At 70.1% G+C, this 21,815-nt stretch carries 15 protein-coding genes and 1 pseudogene; 12 read left to right on the top strand and 4 right to left on the bottom strand.

Features of this window, described 5'->3' with window-relative positions; translation table 11 throughout:
• A pseudogene (locus VFY73_RS28375) lies at positions 1-5,020 on the top strand (hypothetical protein); the annotation flags it as partial.
• Between the two features lie 191 nt (positions 5,021-5,211).
• Here the strand turns inward: VFY73_RS28375 and VFY73_RS28370 are convergent.
• On the bottom strand, positions 5,212-7,776 hold the full coding sequence (locus tag VFY73_RS28370) for a serine/threonine-protein kinase (RefSeq protein ID WP_329724947.1): 2,565 nt from the start codon (positions 7,774-7,776) through the stop codon (positions 5,212-5,214).
• The gene (locus tag VFY73_RS28365; protein WP_329724946.1) at positions 7,773-8,453 is read right to left on the bottom strand and encodes a sigma-70 family RNA polymerase sigma factor; all 681 of its coding nucleotides are present in this window, start codon (positions 8,451-8,453) and stop codon (positions 7,773-7,775) included. Before VFY73_RS28365 ends, VFY73_RS28370 begins: the two co-directional genes overlap by 4 nt.
• Before the next feature lie 313 nt (positions 8,454-8,766).
• Here VFY73_RS28365 and VFY73_RS28360 point away from each other — a divergent pair, with 313 nt between their 5' ends.
• Positions 8,767-10,053 (top strand): sialidase family protein, encoded by a 1,287-nt coding sequence (locus VFY73_RS28360; RefSeq protein ID WP_329724945.1) that lies wholly within the window; start codon positions 8,767-8,769, stop codon positions 10,051-10,053.
• Between the two features lie 42 nt (positions 10,054-10,095).
• On the opposite strand, the gene sctR is transcribed toward VFY73_RS28360, so the two are convergent.
• Together sctR and sctQ are read right to left on the bottom strand one after the other, a co-directional pair.
• The gene (gene sctR, locus VFY73_RS28355; protein ID WP_329724944.1) at positions 10,096-10,752 is read right to left on the bottom strand and encodes a type III secretion system export apparatus subunit SctR; all 657 of its coding nucleotides are present in this window, start codon (positions 10,750-10,752) and stop codon (positions 10,096-10,098) included.
• On the bottom strand, positions 10,736-11,893 hold the full coding sequence (gene sctQ, locus VFY73_RS28350) for a type III secretion system cytoplasmic ring protein SctQ (protein ID WP_329724943.1): 1,158 nt from the start codon (positions 11,891-11,893) through the stop codon (positions 10,736-10,738). The genes sctR and sctQ overlap by 17 nt, the downstream gene beginning before the upstream one ends.
• A 210-nt stretch (positions 11,894-12,103) precedes the next feature.
• On the opposite strand from sctQ, the gene VFY73_RS28345 reads away from it, so the two are divergent.
• From VFY73_RS28345 to VFY73_RS28300, 10 genes are all read left to right on the top strand, one after another.
• Entirely contained in the window at positions 12,104-14,074 is a 1,971-nt protein-coding gene (locus tag VFY73_RS28345; RefSeq protein ID WP_329724942.1) for an FHIPEP family type III secretion protein, read from the top strand.
• Positions 14,064-14,327, top strand: coding sequence for a type III secretion system export apparatus subunit SctS (gene sctS, locus VFY73_RS28340; protein WP_329724941.1), 264 nt, complete (start codon positions 14,064-14,066; stop codon positions 14,325-14,327). The genes VFY73_RS28345 and sctS overlap by 11 nt, the downstream gene beginning before the upstream one ends.
• Before the next feature lie 164 nt (positions 14,328-14,491).
• Positions 14,492-16,237: a type III secretion system outer membrane ring subunit SctC gene (gene sctC / locus VFY73_RS28335; RefSeq protein WP_329724940.1), complete on the top strand. Its 1,746-nt coding sequence runs from the start codon at positions 14,492-14,494 to the stop codon at positions 16,235-16,237.
• A 106-nt stretch (positions 16,238-16,343) separates the two neighbouring features.
• Positions 16,344-17,456: an FHA domain-containing protein gene (locus VFY73_RS28330; RefSeq protein ID WP_329724939.1), complete on the top strand. Its 1,113-nt coding sequence runs from the start codon at positions 16,344-16,346 to the stop codon at positions 17,454-17,456.
• A 128-nt stretch (positions 17,457-17,584) separates the two neighbouring features.
• Complete coding sequence (locus tag VFY73_RS28325) at positions 17,585-17,797, top strand: hypothetical protein (protein WP_329724938.1); 213 nt, start codon at positions 17,585-17,587, stop codon at positions 17,795-17,797.
• A 115-nt stretch (positions 17,798-17,912) separates the two neighbouring features.
• Positions 17,913-18,392 carry a hypothetical protein gene (locus tag VFY73_RS28320; RefSeq protein WP_329724937.1) on the top strand — a complete coding sequence of 160 codons (480 nt, stop codon included), beginning with the start codon at positions 17,913-17,915 and terminating at the stop codon, positions 18,390-18,392.
• On the top strand, positions 18,385-19,167 hold the full coding sequence (gene sctJ / locus VFY73_RS28315) for a type III secretion system inner membrane ring lipoprotein SctJ (RefSeq protein WP_329724936.1): 783 nt from the start codon (positions 18,385-18,387) through the stop codon (positions 19,165-19,167). Before VFY73_RS28320 ends, sctJ begins: the two co-directional genes overlap by 8 nt.
• A complete protein-coding gene (locus VFY73_RS28310) occupies positions 19,164-19,847 on the top strand; it encodes a hypothetical protein (protein WP_329724935.1) in 684 nt (227 codons plus the stop codon). The genes sctJ and VFY73_RS28310 overlap by 4 nt, the downstream gene beginning before the upstream one ends.
• Complete coding sequence (locus VFY73_RS28305; protein ID WP_329724934.1) at positions 19,829-20,443, top strand: HrpE/YscL family type III secretion apparatus protein; 615 nt, start codon at positions 19,829-19,831, stop codon at positions 20,441-20,443. Before VFY73_RS28310 ends, VFY73_RS28305 begins: the two co-directional genes overlap by 19 nt.
• A gap of 22 nt (positions 20,444-20,465) precedes the next feature.
• A complete protein-coding gene (locus VFY73_RS28300) occupies positions 20,466-21,812 on the top strand; it encodes a FliI/YscN family ATPase (RefSeq protein WP_329724933.1) in 1,347 nt (448 codons plus the stop codon).
• The last annotated feature ends 3 nt before the right edge of the window (positions 21,813-21,815 follow it).

Genomic DNA, 21,815 nt, shown 5'->3' with positions numbered 1-21,815 from the left:
TGCGGCGCAGCGCGCGCTGGATGCGGCCCGCAAGGCGCAAGCCGAGATGGAGAAGGCGCAGAAGGCGCTGAACGACAACAAGGACGTGGCCAAGAAGGCGGCGCTGCAGGACGACTTCGACGCCAAGAAGGCGACGGCCGACGAGAAGTGGGCCGACGCGAAGGTGGCCGGCAAGGAGGCGCTCGAGGCCGCCGGCCCGCAGGGTCAGGCCAAGATGGCGGGCGACCTGAAAGCGCTGGACAGCAAGAACACCAACTGGACCGAGCGGGTCGACGCCGCCCAGAAGGAAAAGCCCGACATCGCCACGGTCGCGACGGGCAACACCAACGCCGATGCGGCGGCCAAGCGGGTCGCGGGCGCCTATGCGTCAGGCGACGCCAGCACCGCAGCCAAGCAGTTGCGCACCGAACTCGAGAGCGCCAAGACGCCGCAGGAGCGCAGTGCGATCCTGCGCGGCGCGATGCCGGTGGTCGACCGGGTCACCAAGGACCTGGGGACGAACAGCCGCCGCGACGACAGCGAGTGGAAGGTCGAAGGGCGCGACGACCCCGCGGTGCTGGACACCCGCAGCGAGTTCGACCACGCGGTGGCCGACCTGGAGGCCAGCGTCGAGCTGGCCGGTGACAAGGAGGCGGCGTTTCACATCGCCCACGACATCCTGCAGGTGATGCCGGGCGGTACCAAGGGCAACAGCGCCAACAACCTGCTCGGCCTGCTGGGCCTGGACCTGGGCCAGTCGTCGCCGGGCCGCACGTCGATGCTCGAGACGGCGCTGTCGGCCGCGCTGATCCAGCCCGATGCGAAGGCACCGGTCCACAGCATGATGGCGACGCCGCTGGACCAGCGCAACCAGGCGGCGCGGCTGCTGGCGCCCGATGTGCCGGCGCAGGTCACCGTCAAGGACTGGACCGATGACCAGGGCGTCAGGCACGACGGCACGATCTGGCACGAGATCGAGCAGAACCCCGACCTGTTCCTGACCGCCGACCAGCGCAAGGACATCGCCAAGCGAACCGACGGCTGGCCTGCCGACGAGGTGCTGAAGGAGAAGACCGCGCGCGGCCTGCAGAACCTGCGCGAGCAGAACCCGGGCCAGGATGTCGACAACGCGAAGTGCGGCGACACCTTCACCTACAAGGCTGAGGACCCGCGCAAGAACCTGCCCGAGCCGCTGGCCAAGGACGTGCAGACGGCGGTCGATCAATCCAAGAGCACCCGCAAGGACGACCTGGCGTACGGCGTCGACCTGGACAAGCTGGTCCACTCCGACGCGTTCCGCAAGCTGGGGGCCGAGCAGCAGATCGAGGCGATCGGCCAGTTCGAACGCACGATTGCCCAGGTCGATCGCTCGATCGACAGGAACAACAAGGACGCCACGGACAAGCCGCTCAGCGAGGCGCACAAGAACCTGCTACGCGAGCTGATCGGCTCGTCGAACTTCCACGACGTCAACGCCCACGTGCAGAACCGCGTACTGGGCCTGTTCAGCGAGTTCGCGAAGAACGATGCGGGCCGGCTCGATGGCTTGAAGAAACTGGTCGACCACAGCGGCTTCCGCGCGCTCGACAACGAGGCCGGCGAGTTCCAGGTGTTGGACGCCTACCAGCACGACGGCATCTACCGCGGCGTGGTCGACAAGCTGACCGGCCGCACCGACCTCGCACCGGCAGACGCCCGCGCCTCGCTGGACGCGCTGACGCGTGTCCAGGCCAACCGCCAGCTCTACGACAAGTCGGACGCCGCCGACAAGCAGAAGATCCTCGACTCGGTGCTGCAGGCGACGACCGACCCGCGCTTCCGTGGTTTCGCGCAGAACCAGCGGGACGTGGCGATCGACAAGCTGGTCAAGTACGGTGACGAGGAGTACGCGCTGGACGGCAGCAAGGGCGTCGACAAGGCACTGAAGGAAGCGGGCGAGGTCAAGCCCAACGGGCCGACCGGTGCGCCGCCCGTGGCGCAGACCACCCAGCCATCGACCTCGCCGACGACGAAGGCCGGCCCGCCGACGGCCGACAGCGTCAAGGCCGACCTGGCGAAGGTCGAGGCCGGTGCGCATGACACCGCGACCTCGAAGGAAACCATCAACGACGATCTGCGGCGCGTGGCCGCCGACGACCCGGTGACCTACGCCTACCTGAAGCTGCAGCGCGAGCACAAAGGCGACAAGGCCTACCTCGACCTGCTGACCAAGGCGATCCCCGAGCACCGGCGTGACTACACGACGCAGAAGGTCACCGATCTGGTCGGCAAGGGCAAGCCCGACGAGGCGATGAAGCTGCTGCGAACCAACATGGACGCGGCGGCCGATCCGGCCGAGCGTGCGAAGCTGTGGGACGCGGCCGGCAAGCCGGTCTTCACGCGCGAATACTTCGACCAGCAGATCGGCAAGATCCTCGGCGACAAGACCCAGTTCAACCACAACAAGGAACTGGCCAAGCTGTTCTCGCAGGTCGGCGAGAACGCGCCGCCCGAGGCCGCCAACCTGCTGCTCGACGCGGCCAAGGCACGACTCGACAAGGGCCGTGACGATCCGCTGTGGCAATCGCTGCTGTCCGATGCCGAAGTCGGCGGCGACGCCTACAAAGGCTTGAGCCAGCTGATCGAAACGGCCGACAGCCTGGGGGCGCACCGCGCCGACGAGTTCGCGGCCTTCTACGTGCGGGCGATCAACGACGCCGCGTCGGACATCAAGACCGCCTCCAGCGTGCTCGGCCTGACCACCGGCAACGCGGGCCTGTACCAGCAGACCAACAAGGCCATCGCCGACCACGGCGCGGCCAAGCTCAGCGTCGCGCTGTACAACGCGGTGAAGGATCGCAAGAACGATCCGCAGGATTGGTCCGAGCGCGTCGAGGCGAACGTTCGCAACCAGATCCGCGACGGCGTCAAGGAGTTCCGCGACAACGTCAAGGGCGATGTCGAAGACTGGCAAAAGCAGAACAAGAATGCGTTGCGCCTGGTGCAGGACTTCGGCAACGTGGATCCGAAGCAGGTCGCGCAGGCGATCATCGACGACCGCAAGAACGATCCCGGCAAGTACTACCGCCTCGACGACGACGGCAAGCCGGTCGGCATCGACGTGGCCCAGCAGCAGATGGAGAAGCGCGGCGTCCAGCTCGATGGGCTGATCCGCGACCTGACCGGGCTGAAGATCGACTTCGACCACCCCAAGGTGCCGGCCGAGAAGATGTTGGGCGACGCGCTGCGCGACCTCGACAACGACGAAGTGGCGATGAGCACGCTGCACAACAACGTCAGCCTCGACACCCATCGCACCAACCAGTTGAACTTCGGCGATTTCGACGGCAATGCCAGCCCATGGAACCCGACCGCGGTGGTCGGGGCGCAGCGCGACTACCTCGACAAGCTCGAGCGCGATTACCACCTGACGCCCGAGCAGTACGACAAGGCTCACGCGCGAACCAACCAGTGGGAAAAGGACTTGGAGGCCGAGCTGGCCAAGGGCGACAAGGCCTCCGACGACACGCTGCGTTCGCTGACCAAGGCCTATGAACAGGATCTGCGCGGCCTGCTGAAGGACAAGATGCCGCCGGGCAAGGACCAGGTGCTGGTCCGGCCGGCCGACGACACGGTCGCGACGATCAGGACGACGACCCAGAGCATCGGCACGACGACTTCGACGACCCGCCTGGTGCTCAACTGGTACAAGGGCACCGGCGATGCGCTGATCAATTCGTACACCAAGGTGGCGTTCCGCCGCGGTCTGCAAGACGCCGACTTCGACCCTCGCAGCAAGCTGGTGGGCAACGTGGCCTGGCTGGGTTTCACCGACAAGGCGTCGGTCGAGAAATCGTTCCAGTTCATGGAGAAGTGGCAGGCCAAGATCAAGGCCGCGACCGATGCCAACAACGGCGTGCTGTCGGAGGCCGATCGCGCGACGCTGATGGCCGAGTACAAGAAGGAGCTGCCGACCTTCGGCGAGTCGGTATCGACCGCGGCCAAGGCCGGCCCCGACGGGCTGCGCGTGGCGGAACGCTTCACCCGCCTGCTCGGCGCCACCTGCTTCTTCGGCTCGTCCTACAACAACGCCGTCAATGCCGGCAAGGAACAGGGCATCACCAGCAGCGACGCGTTCGCCGCGTTCTTCATGGCCGGTGGCGCAGCGGACACCTACCGCGCCGTTCGGGGTGTCAGCTTCCAGGGCGGCGCGTTGACCAACGCCCTGGACAAGGCCTTCGGCAACCAGTTGAACAAGGTCGGCCCCGGCGCGGCCGACGACCTGGCCAAGTTCATCAAGACCGGTGGCGTCGGCAGCCTGCTGACGCTGGCCGACATGGAGTGGGCCGTCGAGGACTTCACCGGCCACACGTTGAGTGGCAACCCGACCGGTGCGCCGGACTGGAAGGCCGGCCTGCTGACCAGCGGCATCGTCGCGGGCGACCTGCTCGACATGGGCGCGATGGCGCTGCGAACGCAGGTCGGCGGCGCGCTGCTGCGCCTGGCACTGACCGAAGGTGCGGCGCTGGCGGTGGAGGGGGCCATCCCCGTGATCGGCTGGATCGGCGCCGGCGTCACGGCGGTGTTCCTCGGCGCACGCTTCGCCTACGGCGTCAGCAAGGCGAAGAACGAGTTCGAGTACGACGACAACAAGGACTACGCCAACATGGTGAAGTCGCTCGGCTTCAGCGACGAACAGGCGCGCGAGTTGATGAACCAGAACGGCGGCGCGTCCGACATCAAGCCGGACGATTGGCAGTCGTGGATCCCGGGCGTGAGCCTGTATGGGGAGGCCGAGTCCTTCTTCACCGAAGGCGGCATGAGCCCGATGCACGTGCTGAACCCACTGTTCGATGCCAATGGCGTGCCGCAGCAGCAGCGCATGCAATACCTGCTGTCATTGACGCCGGACGAGATCAAGAAGCTGGTCGGCCAGACCCACAAGGTGCTCGACGACGAAATGAAGGACGACGGCACGATCACCGGCGACAGCACGGCCGGGCTCGAGGGCTGGATGCGCGACAACAGGCTCTGGAAGAACGAGTATCTGGGGAGCGCTTAGCCCCCACGCCCCCTCGCGGGGGCTGCCTTGCAGGCCGCGCTTGGCCAGTGGCCAAGCCCCTCGCCAGGCATGAACAGTCCACCGGACTGTTCATGCCCGGGCTCGGCCCCCAGGGTGGGCTCGCGCAGCGGACCGACCAAGCCGGATCCGCGCACGCCACCTGAAGAAGAGCGGCGCTTGGCGCGCTCTGCCTACGCTCCGCAGCGTGCCAATTCGGCCTCGACATCCTGGCGGCTCAGCTCGCTGTTGCTGGAGCTGGGCAGCTCGCCGGGGATGGCCTGCAGCAAGCCGCGGCTGGCGCGAAAGTGCTCGCAGGCCTCGCGGCCCGGGCGCTTCGGGTCGGCGGCCGCGGCCGCCATGCCGGCCACGAAGTGCGACTGAGCCGCCGAATGCAGGTGCATCACGCTTTGGCGGGTCGCTTCGGGCCAGTCGTTGTACAGCGCCAGTGCCAGCCGGGTCTGGTCCTTCGCGCCGGCCGGGTCCCCCTGGCTCAGCAGCACCGATGCCAGTTCGTTGCGCGCGTTCAGCAGCACGAACGTCAGGTGCTCGTCGCGCGGGTTCAGCTGCATGCGCCGGGTCAGCTCGTCGGTCGAATGGCGCAGCACGTCGATCGCACGCTGCGGGTCCTGCATCCGCTCGTAGGCCAGGCCCAGGTAGCTGCGGCTTTCGGCGAGCGAGCCGCCCAGGTTCGCGTTGTCGGGCTGCAGCGTGCTCATGCGCTCGACCAGCGCGGTCCATTTCTGCAGCGGCTCCAGGGCGAGGCGGGCACTCTCGGGGCTGTGGTCTCGCTCGAGGTAGTAGACGCCGCGTCGTGCATAAGCCGACGCGAGGTTGAAGGTGGCGTCGGGGTCGTCGGGCTTGAGTTGCAGCACGCGCGCGAGCTGCAGCTCGGACGCCGTCGCCTGCGCCAGGAAGCCGGCCGCGTCGCCCTGCTCGTGCAGCACCCACGACAGCACACCGTGCACGCCGGCGCGCATCGACATCGCGCGGGTGTTGTTCGGCTCCAGGGCCGCCACGCCGTCGAGCAGCGCGAGCGCCTCTTCGGCCGTCTTCTGTGCCGCTGCGCGCCGGGCCGTATAGCTCTGCAACGAGGCCTTGCGGCCGAGCGTCGCGACCCGCTCCAGGTCGAGGTCGACCGCGGACGTCGGCAGGCTGCGGCCGACCAGCCGCTGCAGCAGCGCGAGGCTGTGGTCGTAGCTGGCCAGCGCGCCGTCGAAGTCGCCCAGGTTTGCCGTGTTGGGCCGGCCCTGGATGTCGCCGAGCTTGCGGTAGCTGGCCGCCAGCTCCAGCCCGATGCTCGGGTCGCTCGCGATCTCGTTCTCCAGGGCCGACAGATAGGCCTGCGCCTTCTCGACCAGCAGCTTGCGCGCGTCGATCGAGCCGGGCAGCTTGGCCACCGCGTCGTGGAACTCGAACAGCGCAAGGTTGGCCAGCGTGCGCACCTTGGCCGAGGCCTGCTGCGCGTTCTGCCGCTGCAGCCGCGCCTCGTGGGCCTGGTCCAGCGCCAGGGCCAGGCCGGCCAGCAGCGCCAGATTGGCCACCAGCGCGCCGGCGGCGACCGCCCGGTGGCGCACCAGCCAGCGGCCGACGCGGTAACCGGTGTCGCCGCGACGCGCACCGACCGGCAGCCGTTCGAGGTGGCGAAACAGGTCGTCGGCCATCTGCTGGGCCGACTCGTAGCGGGCCGACGGATCCTTGCGCAAGGCCTTGGCGACGACCGCGTCGAGGTCACCGCGCAGCGCACGCGCGGGCATCGCACCGGGGCGGCCAGCGGCGGCCTGGCTCAGGCGCAGCGGCTCTTCGTCGCAGATCGCCCGCGCCAGCTCGAACGACGGTGCGGTTGTCGTGTCCAGGTCATACGGCGCGCGGCCCGCCAGCAGCTGGCACATGACCACGCCCAGCGCGTAGACGTCGCTGGCCGGCCCGATCGCCTGGCCGCGCACCTGCTCGGGGCTGGAGTACAGCGGCGTCATCGTGCGCAAGGCCGTGACCGTCTGGTCCTGCACCCCATCGGGTTGCGGGTCGATCAGCTTGGCGATCCCGAAGTCGAGCAGCTTGATCTGGCCATCGGCGGTGACCAGGATGTTGCGCGGCTTCAGGTCGCGGTGGATCACGCCGCGCTGGTGGACGTGGTGCACCACCTGGCAGACCGCGCGCAACAATTCGATGCGCTCGCGCACGTCCAGCCCGCGTGCGTCGCAGTAGTCGTCCAGCGGCTGGCCGTCGACCAGCTCCATCACGAAGTACGGCAGGCCCTCGTCGGTCACGCCACCGTCGAACACCTTGGCCAGGTTGACGTGGTCGAGGCTGGCCAGGATCTGGCGCTCACGCTCGAATCGGTGCACCGCATGCTCGCCGACGAGGCCGTCGCGCAGCACCTTGACCGCTACCGCCTTCTCGAATGTGCCGTCGGCGCGCTCGCCCAGGTAGACGTCGCCCATGCCGCCGCTGCCGATCCGCCTGACCAGCCGGTAGGCGCCCAGCCGCTGGTCGATGCGCAGCGCGTCGGCATGCGCCCGCACCAGCCCGTCGACGGCGCCGGGCGCCAGCCCCATCAGCTGAGGGCTGGTCTGGTCGTGCGCGGCCAGCAGCGAGCTCACCTCGTCGGCCAGCGCCGCATCGCGCGTGCGCAACTCGGCCACGACGGCGGCGCGTTCCGCCGGCGGCAGCTCGAGCGCCTGCGCCAGCGCGGCCTTGGCCACTTGCCAGCGCCGTGCGTTTTCGTCGCCGAGCTCCGAGGTGTCGTCGCGCTTCAACGGGCGGCTCCGGTCGGGCCCGATTGCAGCTCACGCAACAGCCAGGCGCGGGCGGTGGCCCATTCGCGCTTGACAGTGGCCGGCGAGATGCCCAGGCACTGAGCGGTCTCTTCGACGCCCAGTTCACCGAAGAAGCGCAGCTCGACGACACGTGCCTGCTGCGGGTCCAGCGCCTTCAGCCGGGTCAGCGCCTCGTCCAGCGCCAGCAGTTCCATCCATGGCGAGGTCGGCGCCGCGAGCCGGTCCTGCAGTGCCAGATCCTCGTCGTCGAGGCTGTCGTGGACGGCACCGCTGCCGCGTTTCTGGGCGTGGCGCGCGCGCGCGTGGTCGACCAGGATCTGCCGCATCACGTGGCTGGCCCAGGCGTAGAACTCGTAGCGATTCGACCAGCGTGACGAGCGCTGCTGCGACAGGCGGATGAAGGCCTCGTGGACCAGGCCGGTGGCCTGCAGCGTGTGCTCCGGCCGTTCACCGCGCGAGGCCGAGCGCGCCACACGACGCAGCTGACCGTAGACCGCCGGGATCAGCCGGTCGAGTGCCGCGCGGTCGCCGTCGGCCCAGCTTTGCAGCAGGCCGGTCACGTCCGCTGCGGCGGGCGCGGCGGGTGCGGCCGCAGGTTCGGCCGGCTCGTCTGGCTGGGATGGCGGCGGTGGCGCCGTGGACGCCAAAGGCTTCATGTGGACGTTCGGCTCCGATCAGCGAGGGCGCATGCTACGTCGCAGCGCCGCGCTTGAGCTAATCCGTATGTAAGTACGGGGATTCGTGGTCCTACGGAAATTCGTAGCGGTGGCGGGCTGGGTGGGCGCGTGTGGCTGCATGGCCCTGGCGGGGGTGCCGCCGCGGCCTGGCGAATGCCATGGTTGTAATAGTTTGATGCCGGTTGGATTCACACTACATAATCAGTTAGCTAACTCAACCAAGGAATGTTCCGTGCGCCACTACGCCTCCCCGGTTCTGCTTCTGACCGCGTTGGCTGTGCAGTGGCCGTCCATGGCACAGGCCGAAATCCGCCAGACCGTGCCGGTCGCGAGCGAGACGGCCGGGCGCGTCGCGATCGCCGCCGATGCGGCCCATCCCAAGCGGCTGGTGATCAGCGGTTGGGGCGCCGACCACTGCGGCGGCGTGGGCGCCGGCGTGCACCTGTCCGAAGACGGGGGCGCCACCTGGCGCACCGGTTGCACCCTGCCCGGCAACGCGGACGACGAGCGCCCGCTGGAAACGCCGGCCGTGGCCTTCGACAACGAGGGCACCCTGGTCGTGGCCCAGCCCTTCTACTGGGACGCCGACGGCGGCAGCCTGGTGGTCGGCCGCTCCCATGACGGCGGCCAGACCTGGGGCGATTGGCACAAGGTCACCCGCAGCCATTTCGAACGCGGCACGCTGTCGAACGCCACCCTCGCGATCGATACGTCGCCGACCAGCCGCTACCCCGGCCGCCTCTACGCCAGCTACACCGACAACAGCCGCAAGCGGGTGGTGATCCGCGTCGGCTGGTCGGACGACGGCGGCCGGCAATGGACGGTCGAGAACGCGTCACCGGTGGCCAGCGGCAAGGAACTGCTGGACATGAGCCACCTGGCCACCGGCCGCGACGGCAGCGTGTACCTCAGCTACCTGAGCTGCATCGGCGTGATGGGCACCGACTGCCACGGCCGCCCGGCCGAACTGCGGGTCATCCGCTCGGCCAACGGCGGCAAGTCATGGAGCGCGCCGGTCGTGTTGGCACAGACCAGGCTGCCGCCTGACCGGGGGAACTGGCAGCACCCCAACTACGGGGGCCTGCCGGGCACCGGCACGGCGCTGTCCTTCTCGCCGGTGATCGCCGTCGACAACTCCGGCGGGCCGCACCAGAACCGTCTCTACGCGGTGATGACGACCTACGCCCACCAGCGCCTGCAGGTGCTGCTGGCCGCTTCGGACGACCAGGGCGCCACCTGGAGCGCACCGCAGCCGGTGGCCGCCGGGCCCAAGCTGGCCGACCAGTTCATGCCGTGGGTCAGCGTCAACGCCGAAGGGCTGGTGGCGGTCACCTGGCTGGACCAGCGTGCCCAGCCGCTGGAGGCGGGCTACCAGCCGATGGTCGCCTACTCGGCCGACGGCGGTGCCAGCTTCAGCAAGCCGAAGGCATTGCAAAAGCAGATCTCGCAACCCGGCGCGCTGAGCACGCTCAGCGGCGTGGCCAGCCACACCTGGGCCGGCGATCGCCTGAAGACCGGCTTCATCGGCACCGACGAAGCCGGCGTGACGATCCTGCAGCTGAGCACGTCGAAGCCCTGACCGCCGCCCTCAAGTGGCGTGCGCGGAGCCGGCGTGGGGGCTCTATCTGTACGACAGCACCAGCGCGTGGATCAGCCGTTCCCAGCCGTCGAGCATCACGAACAGCAGCAGCTTGAACGGCAGCGAGATCGTCGACGGTGACAGCATCGACATGCCGAGCGCGAGCAGGATCGTCGCGACGATCAGGTCGACGACGACGAAGACCAGGTAGATCACGAAGCCGATCTGGAATGCGCGGGTGATCTCGCTCAGCGTGAAGCTGGGCACCAGCACCATCAGGTCGTCGTCGCGCAGGTTCTCGGCGCGGCTGGGGGGCCAGATCTCCTTCGCGGTCTTGAGGAAGAACTGGCGCTCACGCGGCTGCGCGTGCTTTTTCAGGAAGGCGCGCATCGGGCCTTCGGCGGCCTGCGCAGCGCTGGCGATCTGCTCGGTCGAGCTGGCGGTGCTGGCGGCCGGGTGCAGCTTCAGGTTGTCGCCGATCTCCATCGCCACCGGCGCCATCACATAGATCGACAGGATCACCGCGATGCCGTTGAGCACCATGTTCGGCGGCGTCTGCTGCAGGCCGAGCGCCGTGCGCAGCAGGCCGAAGACGATGACCAGCTTGGTGTAGCAGGTCATCATCAGCGCGACGAACGGCGCGACGCCAAACGCCAGGATCAGCGTGAAGACGGTCGCTGGATCAGGCAGGTGCTGCATCGGCGCTCACCGCGAACTCGGTCACCCGCACGCCCAGGCGTTCACCCACCGCCACGAGTTGGCCTTTGCCGAGCAGACGCTCCTGGCACAGGATGCTCAGCTCGCACTGGTTCAGCGGTTGCGGCAGCTCCAGCACGTGGCCGGCGGCCACCTGCTCCAGCGCGTCGAGGTTCAGCGCCAGGCCGCCGAGGTCGAAATGCAGCACGACCTCGAGCTTCTCGAGCTGCTCGATCGGCAAGGTGGCGTCGGCGACGCGGTCGGCCTTGATGGCCGGCGCGGCGGCTGGCGTGGCAGGGTTCGCAGGGGCGGCGGGGGCTGGCATCGCGGGCTCCGTGGCAGGAAGAACAGTCAATCGGGTCTGGCGCACCTCGGCCGGCCACTGCGCCTCGCCGCGGCGGCCGGCGTACAGCTGCACGCCCAGGGCCTGGCCACGCGGGCGCCATTCGTCGACCGCGACGATGTCGCCCGGTGCAATCTGGCGCAGCGAGGCCAGGTCGAGCCGGGTGCGCCCGAGCTCCAGCCGCAGCGGCACGCGGCAGGCGGCGAGCCGGGCCCGCCGTTCAGCGGCGGGGCGCGCCTCGGCGACCGGCGGCGGGGCGTGGCGCTGCACCGCGTCGGCAAAAGCCGACCAGGCCTCGGCGGTGGCCCAGCGCAGGCGGGCGTGACCGGCGGCCGCCGGCCACGCCGGATCGCTGTCGACGCTGCACCACAAGGTGTTCGGATCGCGTGGCCAGGGCGCAGCGGCGGGCTCCCACTCCGGCACGCTGCCCAGCAGCGTGCGCGCCAGCCCATGCAGCCGGTCGGCCAGCAGGATCTGGCGCCAGGCCAGCGGCGCATCGGGCGGGATCCCCTCCTCCCCCTGGTCCGGGCCCAGGCACCAGGCCTGGGTCGCCGCATCGAGCGCCAGCTCGCCATCGTGGCCGTGCCAGCGCAGGCGCAACGCGATTGCTTCGGTCCAATGGGCCGGCGCGACGGCGTCCAGGCGCAGCGTCGCCGAGGACCCGCCGCGCACGATCGGCCATGGCCGGCCGGCCAGCGTGCGGCAGGTGTGTGCGAAGCCCGGCCACAGCCGAGGCAAGGCGCGGGCCTCGCCGAGGGGTGTCCAGGCGGGCATCAACAAGGTGGCCGGGGGCATGTGCATGGCTAGAACGCTGACCTGGCGCCGTCAAGAAAAGACATCGAGGGCGCGCCATGCGCCGGGTCACCAGAGCGCCTGCAGCTTAGGGACGGCGCGCCGGTGCGTGAACTACGAGTCGGCGTATGCCGGTCCTGGCCATTACGAATCCTCGTCGTTGAGGGGCCGCCCCTTCGTCGTCAATATCGCCACCCTCACCTCACCCTGGCCGATCCCATGCCCTTGTTCACAGGAACCACCGCAGCGCAGCGGCCGCGTTCGCCGCTGATGGCGGCGATGCGCCACAGCGATGCGCTGCTGGCGCTGTTCCTCGTGGGCATCGTCGCGTTGTTCATGCTGCCGCTGCCGCCGGCGGCGCTGGACCTGCTGATCGCGGCCAACCTGTCGATCAGCGTGGCGCTGCTGATCGTGTCGATGTATGTCGGCTCGGCGCTGTCGTTGTCGACCTTCCCGTCGCTGCTGTTGTTCACGACGCTGTTCCGGCTCGCGCTGAACATCGCGTCGGCCAAGCTGATCCTGCTGCATGCGCACGCCGGCCAGATCATCGATGCGTTCGGCAAGCTGATCGTCGGCAACAACGTCGTCGTCGGGGGCGTGGTGTTCCTGATTGTCGCGATCGTGCAGTTCATCGTGATCGCCAAGGGCTCGGAGCGGGTCGCCGAGGTCGGCGCGCGTTTCGCGCTCGATGCGATGCCCGGCAAGCAGATGAGCATCGACGCCGAAGTGCGCGCCGGCAACCTGTCGAACGCGCAGGCCCAGGCCCGCCGCTCGCAGCTGGAGCAGGAAAGCCAGCTGCACGGCGCGATGGACGGCGCGATGAAGTTCGTCAAGGGCGACGCGATCGCCAGTCTGGTCGTCGCGGCGGTCAACATCCTCGGGGGCGTCGCGGTCGGCACGCTGATGCACGACATGGACATCGGCCATGCGGTGCAGCGCTATGCGATCCTGACCGTCGGCGACGGCATGGTCTCGCAGATCCCGTCGCTGCTGGTCTCGATCGCGGCCGGCATCGTGATCACGCGCTGCGGCGGTGGTGGCACCGACTCGCTGTCGCAGCCGCTGGCAGCGCAGATGCTGGGCCAGTTCGCCAACCACCCGCGGGCGCTGTTCATCTCAGGACTGGCGGTGGCCAGCTTCATGTTCGCGCCGGGGTTCCCGGCCTGGGCCTTCGTGGTCTGGCTGGTCCTGCTGTTCGGCCTGGCCTGGGCCGCGCGGCGGCACCGCCAGCGTGGCGACACGCCGGAATGGATCTTCCACGACGATGCCGACAGCGGCGCCAGCGGCGTGGTGGCCGGGGGCGCGCTGACCTTCCCGGTCGCGCTGCGGCTGGCGCCCGACCTGCACGCACTGATCGATCCGGCGCAGCTGGACCGCCTGCTGATCGACACCCGCCGGCGCGTCGAGGCCGAGCTGGGGCCGGTGTTCCCACGCATCCAGATCTCGGCGTCGGCCGCGGTGCCGCAAGGCCAGGTCGCGGTGCTGGTGCAGGACGTCGTGCAGGCCACCCAACTGATCGACCCGCAGGCCACCGGTGGGCCCGAGGCGCCGCTGGCTGCGCTGGTCGAGCGCGTTGCCCGCCAGCACCTGCCGGCGCTGATCGGGCTGCAAGAGGTGCGCCAGCTGATCCACGGCATGCAGGCGCAGGCGCCCGAGCTGGCGGTGGAGGTGACGCGGGTGGTGCCGGTGCAGAAGATCGCCGAGACGCTGCGCCGCCTGCTGACCGAGAACATCCCGGTGCGCAACCTGAAGGCGATCTTCGAGAGCCTGGTGCGCTGGGCGCCGCGCGAGGAAGACTCGATCGCGCTGACCGAGCTGGTGCGTGCCGACCTCGGCCCCTACATCACGAGCCTGCACGCGACGCCGCAGCGCGAGATCCACGCGGTGCTCTTCGACACCCAGCTGATCGACCGCATCGAGGCGTCGATCGAACGCACGGCGCTGGGCAACCGGCTGCTGCTGGACCCAGCAGTGAAGCAGGCGATCTTCGACCAACTGCGCAGCCTGGTCGATGGCGCACCAGCGACGACGGTGGTGGTGGTCTCCAGTGCGGTGCGGCGCTATGTGCGCAACCTGGTAGCGCCGGCACTGCCGAAGCTGCCGGTGCTGTCGTACCAGGAGGTCGATGACGACATCACGCTGCAGCCGGTCGGCTGGGTCACGGGCACGGAGGCCGCGCATGGGGCATGACCTGCTGAGCCTGACGCGTGACGCGTTGTCGGTGGTGCTGTGGGTCAGCCTGCCGCTGGTGATCGTGTCGACGATCGCCGGCCTGGGCGTCGCGATCCTGCAGGCCGTGACGCAGATTCAGGACCAGAGCATCGGCCAGTCGGTGCGCCTGGTCGTCGTGCTGATCAGCTTGATGATCGGTGTCAGCTGGCTGGGCCGCGAGGTGTTGCGCTTCGCCGAGCGGGCCTTCGAGTGGATGGAACACTTGAAATGAAGCGCAACATGATGCCCCCACGCCCCCTCCGGGGGCTGCCCCCCGAGGGGGCTCGCGCAGCGGACCGGCCAAGCCGGATCCGCGCTGCGGCGACTGCTGTGCAGCGCCGCGGTGCGATGCAGGCGTTGCGGTCTGTCGCGATGGCTGCGCTGTGCGTGGCCGGCATGGCTCACGCAGCTGAACTGCGGTGGTCGGCGAACAAGCCGGTGCGCATCGTCGCGAGCGAGAAGAAGCTGGCGGATTTCCTGCGCGAGCTGGCGGCGTCGCAGGGTACGACCGCGGTGGTCGATCCGAAGATCGACGGGGTCATCAGCGGCACCTTCGGCAACACCGTGGGCAGTGGCCGGGCGAGCAACGCGAAGGCGGTGCTGGAGGCGGTCTGCGCCAACTACGGGCTGACCTGGTACTTCGACGGCTCGCTGCTGTTCGTCGAGCTGGCCGCCGATGCGCGCAACGAGGTGCTGCCGATCCTGGGCTCGAATGCGCCGCGCATCGCCGACACGCTGAACAAGCTGCAGGTCTGGGACAAGCGCTACCCGCTGGTCATCAGCCAGAACGAGAACAGCGTCTTCGTCAGCGGCCCGAAGCGTTATGTCGAGATGGTGCGGCAGATCGTCAAGTCGATCGACTACCGCGCCTCGCAGGTCGACCACGCTGAGGTGAAGATGTTCCCGCTGCGCTACGCCTGGGCCAACGACCTGCGGCTGAATCGCGACGGGGGCAGCCAGGTCGTGCCCGGCGTTGTGACGACCTTGCGCAGCCTCTACGGCGCGCGCAGCCCGTCGGTGTCGTCGTCCGGCGGCGCGGGCGGTGCCGCCGCGGTGCCGAAGATGAAGAGCCCCAAGGCAGCGGCGGCGGCCGCCGCCAACGCCGGCAACACGGGCGCGGCCGATGGCGCAGCCAGCGATGGTGCCGATGCCAACGGCGCGTGGGGCGCGGCGATCGACGGGCCGCAGTTCCAGGCCGATGCGCGGATGAACGCGGTGCTGATCCGCGATGTGCCCGAGCGCATGGCGCAGTACGCCAAGCTCATCGCGTCGATGGATGCCAAGCCGCGGCTGGTCGAGATCGAGCTGACGATCATGGACGTCAGCGACGACTCGGTCGACAAGCTCGGTGTCGACTGGCGCGCTCACGGCACGCAGATGGACGTGCAGACCGGCAACGGCAGCAACCCACCGCTGACCTGGTCCGGCGCCACGACCGCCGCCGGCCAGACTGGGCTGACGGTGCCGTCGGGCGTCGTGATCACCGCGTCGCTGGGCAAGGAGATGCGCGACTTCCTGCTCGCCCGCGTCAGCGCGCTGGCAAGCAACGGCCGCGCCAAGTTCGTTGCCCGGCCGAAGGTGCTGACGCTGGACAACACCGAGGCCAGCCTGCAGAACAAGAGCGAGTTCTACGTCAAGGTGCCGGGCTTCCAGGATTCCAGCCTGTACACCATCAGCGCCGGCACCGACGTGCGCGTGACGCCGCTGGTGATCGACGAGGAAGGCAGCAACAGCGTCAAGCTGGCGATCAACATCGGCGACGACAGCCTGGCCACCGAGACTGTCGACAACATCCCGATCGTGCGCCGGCGCAGCGTCAACACCCAGGCCATGATCGGCGAAGGCAAGAGCCTGCTGATCGCCGGTTATTCGAGCGAGAGCAAGAGCACGGCCGACTCGGGCGTGCCGGGGCTGTCGGCCATTCCCGTGATCGGGCGGCTGTTCAAGTACTCGGAAGACAAAGGCGGCAAGCTCGAACGCTTCTACCTGCTGACGCCGCGTTTCGTGATGCCCGACGCCGCGGTCACCGGGGCGGCGCCAACGAGCCTGCCGTCGCAGGAAGTGCCGGTCGGCTCGGCCGCCAACGTGCGTCCCACGCCACTGAGCCGCGAAGCCGAGACGATGCCGTGGAGCGGGTCATGAGTCAGCGCCGATTCGAAGGCCTACGGGGAAGCGCCAGTCCCGCCCCGCCGTCCGCAGGGGCTCACCCCCTCCCGGAGGGACGGGCCGAAGGCCCTGGGGAGCGCACATGAGTCAACCGACGCCGCACGACGCCTGGTGCCTGCGATTCTTGAGCAGCGGCATGCGTGGCCGCCGCATCACGCTGAAGGCTGGCGCGAACACGCTCGGCTCGGCGCCTGAATGCGAGGTGCTGCTGCCCGACACCGATGCCCGCGGCCAGCACCTGTCGCTGACCGCCGGCGAGGTCGCGCTGACCGTGCGCCGGCTCGGCGATGCGGCGGTCGAGCTGAACGGCGCGCCGATGACCGCCGAGCGGCGCAGCCTGGTGCCGGGCGACGTGCTGCGCGTCGGCTCGATCGACATGCAGATCGACCGCGAGTACGCCCAGGCCCCGGCCGACGACGCACCCGATTCGATGTTTCTCGACGAGGAGGCTGCGGCCGCTGCGCGCGCCGCGATGCAGAAGGCTTCGGGCCGCTGGTGGCCACGCGCAATGGTGGTGGTGGTGCTGGCGGCGTTCGGCGTCACCGCGGCGGCACTGGCCTGGCGGCCGAGCCCGCGCAGTGCCGGCGACGAGGGCCCGGCGCTGGACGCTGCGCGTCTGCGCACCTTGCTGCGCGACTTCCCCGAGGTGGTCGCCCAGCCGCCCGATGCGTCAGGCACCGTGCGCCTGACAGGCTTTGTCGAATCGACCGCCCGCCAACGCGCGCTGGCGCAGGCCGTGGGCGGTGTCGGCGGCCGCGTGCAGGTCGGTGTCACGCCGCTGGACGAGGTGGTCAGTCGGGCGCGTGAATTCCTCGCCGACCCGGGCGTTGCGGTCAGCTACCGCGGCCAGGGCCACCTGCAGCTCACCGGCGCGACCGACCAGGCCGGCACGCCCGAACGCGTGAAGCGGCTGACGCGTGACCTGTACCCGATGGTGGTGGTCGACGACGAGTTGCACTACAAGCCGGTCGCACGCGTGGCCAAGGCCGGTGCGGCGCCCGACTGGGCCGATCGCCTGCCGGCGCGCGTCGTCAGCATCACCGAAGGCCCCGACGGCCTGCGCTTCGTGCAGCTGGCCAACGGCGACCGCTACTTCGAAGGCGCGCCACTGCGCAACGGCGGTGCGCTCGGGCCGGTGAGCGCCGACGACCTCGCGGTGCCGAAGGCCAACGAGGAGAACCACGATGGGCCGTGACCTGCGCGTCGCGACCCATTCCCCATTTCCGCCTGCCGGGTGCTGCAGCCCCGGCGGCGGGAATCTCGCGGGCCTAGCGGCCTGCTGTGTCCCCCGTCTGTTTCCAACATTCATCACAGGAGTTAAGCATGGCCAATACCGCCCAACCCGTTGACGGTGGCACCGTTCCTGGCGCCGTGGACGATTTCCAGAAGCGGGCCGAAGAAGCCCAGATGGCATCGATCAAGATGGCATCGATCCAGCTGCAAACCTCGTCCATCACCGGCGCCGCCAAGGCCCGTGGCGACCTGGCTGCCCAGATGGGCGGCGACCTGCGCCAGTCGGCCAAGGTGAAGGAATAAGCCTTCGCCGGGGCGACCGGGCACCGTCGCCGTCGCAGGCGCCCGGCCGGTCGTCCCGGCCTTTCTCCGTTCTCGTTTCCCCCCCTTTTTCTCAGCAGCACCGCAGGAGGCATCCATGGCCCTACCGATCGACCCCGTGTCCGCCGTTGGCACCGGCATGCCGGCGCCTGCATCCCACGCCGCCGGCGGCGCCACGCTGCCCGGCGCAGCAATGCCGCCTGGCGAGCCGCTGCTGAACCAATCGCTGCAGGCGCTGCACCAGGCGGCGCAGGCGCCGGAGGCCGTCGGCCACGGCGTGCGCGCCGAGCGCACGAGCAGCACGTCGGCCCCGATGCAGTTGCTGAACCACCTGACCAACAGCGTGATCGCGCCGGCCCGCGCCGCGACCGAGCCGACCGCACAACAGCTGGTGCCCGGCCTGCCCGATGAAGCGACGCTGAACGACGCGTCGGTCGAGGGCCTGCAGCGGGTCAGCACCTTCGCGATCCAGACCAGCATCCAGCTGGCCAGCGAAAGCACGATGTTGTCGGTGACCAGCGCATTGGCCAGTGCCGCCAACACCACTTTCCACCAGCTGTTGAGCAGCAATGAATAACCGCCCGCGCAAGCACGCCTGGTGGTCGGCCGCCGTGCTGGTGCTGGCGCTGGCCGGCTGCCGCGTCGAGCTGTACTCGGGCCTGAACGAATCCGAGGCCAACCAGATGCTGGCCGCGCTGGCCAACGCGCACATCGACGCGGTCAAGGTCCAGGCCGGCGAGGCCGGCTGGCAGCTGCAGGTCGACGAGCGCGACCTGCCGGCCGCTGTCGACGTGCTGCAGGAGCGTGGCCTGCCGGGCCCGCGCCATGCCTCGCTGGGCGAGGTGTTCCAGAAGCAGGGGCTGGTCGCGACGCCGGCCGAAGAGCGCGTGCGCTACATCTACGGCCTGTCGCAGGAGCTGTCGCGCACGGTGGCCGAGATCGATGGCGTCGTCTCGGCGCGGGTGCACGTCGTGATCCCGGCCAACGACCCGTTGAGCGACAAGCTCAAGCCCAGCTCGGCGGCGGTCTTCATCAAGCACCGGCCCGGCACCGACCTGCGCCTGCTGGCGCCGGCGGTCAAGGAACTCGTTGCGCACAGCGTCGAAGGCCTGAGTTACGAGCAGGTCTCGCTGACGCTGGTGCCAGCCAGCGAGATCATCAGCACGGCCTCGGCACGCGCGCGCGCCGCGGCCGATGCGACCGGCCCGCTGGGCCTGAGCAACACCGCGCTGGCGACGCTGGCCATCGTCGCGCTGCTGGGCGCGGCGGCGGTGGTCACGCTGCCCTACTTGCTGCGCCGCTCGGGCCTGCCGCTGCGGGTCTGGCTGCGGCGGGCGGGGTTGGTGAAATGATCACCACGGCAGCACCGCCGGCCGTGCCGACGCCCGCCATGCGGGCGCTGCGGGCGCGGGTGCGTGTTGCCACCCGTCCATCGCTCGATGCGCATGTCAGCTGGTGGCCGCCCGGCTGGCGCACGCGAGGGATCATGGCGTTGGGGCCTGGCGGCCACCAGGCCGGCTCGACCTGGCTGCGCCGCACCCACGCCGTGCCCGACGCCGCGCAGGCTGCCGCCCGGCCGGATGGCCCGATCGAGCGGCTGGCCTGGATGGACGGCCCGGCGCTGCGCCGGCTGGCCCTGTTCGCCGGCTTCGTGGCCCACCGCGACCACTTCGAAACCCCCGGGCTGGCGCTGGAGATGTGGCGCCAGGCGAAGCGGCTCGACCGCGAGCTGCCGGACTTTGCCTTGTCGCGCTGGCCGTCGTGCCCGGCGCTCGCGATGAGCCCGCGTGCGCTGGTGCAGCGCCCGCGCGCGGCCGGGCGCACGGTCGTGCGGCGCAGCTACCAGCTGATGCTGGGCCTGCTGGCCAGCCAGGGCGACGGCCTGTGGCGCAGTGCGCGGGTCAAGTTCCCGCGCAGCATCGCGCAGGCGAGCCCGCCGGTCATGTCGGCCGAGCGACGCGTCGTCTACGAAGAGCTGCTGTTCATGTGCGCGTTGCCGGAAAGGTTTGGATCATGGGACTGGCTTTTCTGATCACCGCCGAGCACCTGCACCTGCTCAGCGAGCGCAAGGTGCTGAAGGCCGACGAATACGGCGCGCTGCTCGATGCCAACGAGGTGATCGGCACCGCGCAACGCGAAGCCTCGCGCGTGCGCAAGGACGCCGACCGCGATGTGCAGCAGCGCCTGCGCGACGGCTACCACAAGGGCTGGCGCGAGGCCCAGGCCGACCATGCGCGGCGTCATCTGTCGCAGGCCTGGGCGACCGAGCACGCGGTCTACGCGCAACGCGAGGCGATGGCCCAGCTGGTGGTCGAGACCCTGGCGCAGTGCCTCGGCGAGCTGCCGCCCGCCTTGCGCTACGAGGCGGTGTTGCGCCGGCTCGAGGCGATGTGGGCCGACGAGCCGGTGGTCACGCTGTGGGTCGCCGCCGGGGCGCGTGAAGAGGCCGAGATCGCCGTGCGCCGCGTCCTCGACGGCACGCGCCACGGCGGCCAGGTGCGGGTTGTCGTCGACGAGAGCCTGACCGGCGACGAGTGCCGGGTGCAGACCGCGTCGGGCCGGGTCGAGATGGGCCTGCAGGCGCAGATCGAAGCGCTGCGCCGTGCGTTGCATGCGCCGGCACGCTGATGCCGTCGAACCGAGCCGACCGATGACCAGCCCCGACCCCCTGGCCGTCGTGCCGCTGCCGACGCTGGACCCGCTGGCCGACCTGCGGCGGCGCCTGGCGCAGGCCCCGCCGGCGCGCGTCGTCGGCCAGGTCACCAAGGCGATCGGGCCGGCGATCGAGGCCACCGGCCTGCTGGCGCGGGTCGGCGAGGTCTGCGAGCTGTCGGTCGGCCAGGCGGCGCCGCTGCTGGCCGAGGTGATCGGCTTTGCACAGGGCACCGCGCTGCTGGCGCCGATGGGTGCGATCGATGGGCTGACGGCTCGTGCGGCGGTGATGCCGACCGGCCATGCGGCGCAGTTTCCGGTCGGGCCGGGGTTGCTCGGCCGCGTGCTCGACTCGATGGGCGAGCCGATCGACGGCGGCGGGCCGTTGCTGTCGTGCGTGCGCACCGAGGTGCAGGCCGCGCCGCCGCCGGCGCTGGCGCGCCAGCGCATCGCCAAGCCGCTGCCGACCGGCGTGCGTGCGCTCGACGCGCTGTTGACGCTCGGCGAAGGGCAGCGTGTGGGCGTCTTCGCGCCGCCGGGCGCCGGCAAGAGCACGTTGCTGGGCATGCTGGCGCGCCACTGCGAAGCCGATGTGGTGGTGGTGGCGCTGGTCGGCGAGCGGGGTCGCGAGGTCGCCGAGTTCCTCGACACCGGCATCGGCGCGCGGCGTGAACGCTGCGTGATGGTGGTGTCGACCTCCGACCGGCCGGCCGCCGAGCGGCTGCGCTGCGCGCAGGCGGCGACGCGGGTGGCCGAGCACTTCCGCGACGAGGGCAAGCGGGTGCTGCTGCTGGTCGACTCGCTGACGCGGCTGGCGCGCGCGCAGCGCGAGATCGGGCTGGCCTGCGGCGAGCCGCCGACGCGGCGCAGCTACCCGCCGTCGGTGTTCGCGATGCTGCCGCGGCTGCTCGAACGCGCCGGGCCGGGCGCGCGCGGCACGATCACCGCCGTCTACACCGTGCTGACCGAAGGCGAGGCCGACAACGACCCGGTCGCCGAAGAGGTGCGCTCGATCCTCGACGGCCACATCGTGCTGTCGCGCGAGCTGGCCGGCGCCGGCCACTACCCGGCGATCGATGTGCTCGGCAGCATCAGCCGCGTGATGCCGCGGGTGGTCGACGACGAGCACCGCCGTGCGGCCGGCCGCGTGCGCGCGCTGATGGCGCGCTACAAGGAAGTCGAGCTGCTGCTGCAGATCGGCGAGTACCGGCCCGGCGCCGACGCCGAGGCCGACGCCGCGGTGCGCAGCAAGGCCGGGATCGATGCGATGCTGCGCCAGGAAGAGGCCGAGGCCATCGGCTGGCGCGATGCCGTCGCGGCGCTGCAGGCCCTGGCAGGCCGCTGACCC

Source organism: Ideonella sp., assembly GCF_036277275.1.
GTDB lineage: Bacteria > Pseudomonadota > Gammaproteobacteria > Burkholderiales > Burkholderiaceae_C > Ideonella.
The sequence above is the reverse complement of the archived record's forward strand: the minus strand, read 5'-3'. Positions and strand labels throughout refer to the sequence as shown.

Coding starts and splice junctions, on each gene's coding strand:
- VFY73_RS28365 (WP_329724946.1), bottom strand. CDS start 8,453: ATGAAGCCTTTGGCGTCCACGGCGCCACCGCCGCCATCCCAGCCAGAC.
- VFY73_RS28360 (WP_329724945.1), top strand. CDS start 8,767: ATGGCACAGGCCGAAATCCGCCAGACCGTGCCGGTCGCGAGCGAGACG.
- sctR (WP_329724944.1), bottom strand. CDS start 10,752: ATGCAGCACCTGCCTGATCCAGCGACCGTCTTCACGCTGATCCTGGCG.
- sctQ (WP_329724943.1), bottom strand. CDS start 11,893: ATGCACATGCCCCCGGCCACCTTGTTGATGCCCGCCTGGACACCCCTC.
- VFY73_RS28345 (WP_329724942.1), top strand. CDS start 12,104: ATGCCCTTGTTCACAGGAACCACCGCAGCGCAGCGGCCGCGTTCGCCG.
- sctS (WP_329724941.1), top strand. CDS start 14,064: ATGGGGCATGACCTGCTGAGCCTGACGCGTGACGCGTTGTCGGTGGTG.
- sctC (WP_329724940.1), top strand. CDS start 14,492: ATGGCTCACGCAGCTGAACTGCGGTGGTCGGCGAACAAGCCGGTGCGC.
- VFY73_RS28330 (WP_329724939.1), top strand. CDS start 16,344: ATGAGTCAACCGACGCCGCACGACGCCTGGTGCCTGCGATTCTTGAGC.
- VFY73_RS28325 (WP_329724938.1), top strand. CDS start 17,585: ATGGCCAATACCGCCCAACCCGTTGACGGTGGCACCGTTCCTGGCGCC.
- VFY73_RS28320 (WP_329724937.1), top strand. CDS start 17,913: ATGGCCCTACCGATCGACCCCGTGTCCGCCGTTGGCACCGGCATGCCG.
- sctJ (WP_329724936.1), top strand. CDS start 18,385: ATGAATAACCGCCCGCGCAAGCACGCCTGGTGGTCGGCCGCCGTGCTG.
- VFY73_RS28310 (WP_329724935.1), top strand. CDS start 19,164: ATGATCACCACGGCAGCACCGCCGGCCGTGCCGACGCCCGCCATGCGG.
- VFY73_RS28305 (WP_329724934.1), top strand. CDS start 19,829: ATGGGACTGGCTTTTCTGATCACCGCCGAGCACCTGCACCTGCTCAGC.
- VFY73_RS28300 (WP_329724933.1), top strand. CDS start 20,466: ATGACCAGCCCCGACCCCCTGGCCGTCGTGCCGCTGCCGACGCTGGAC.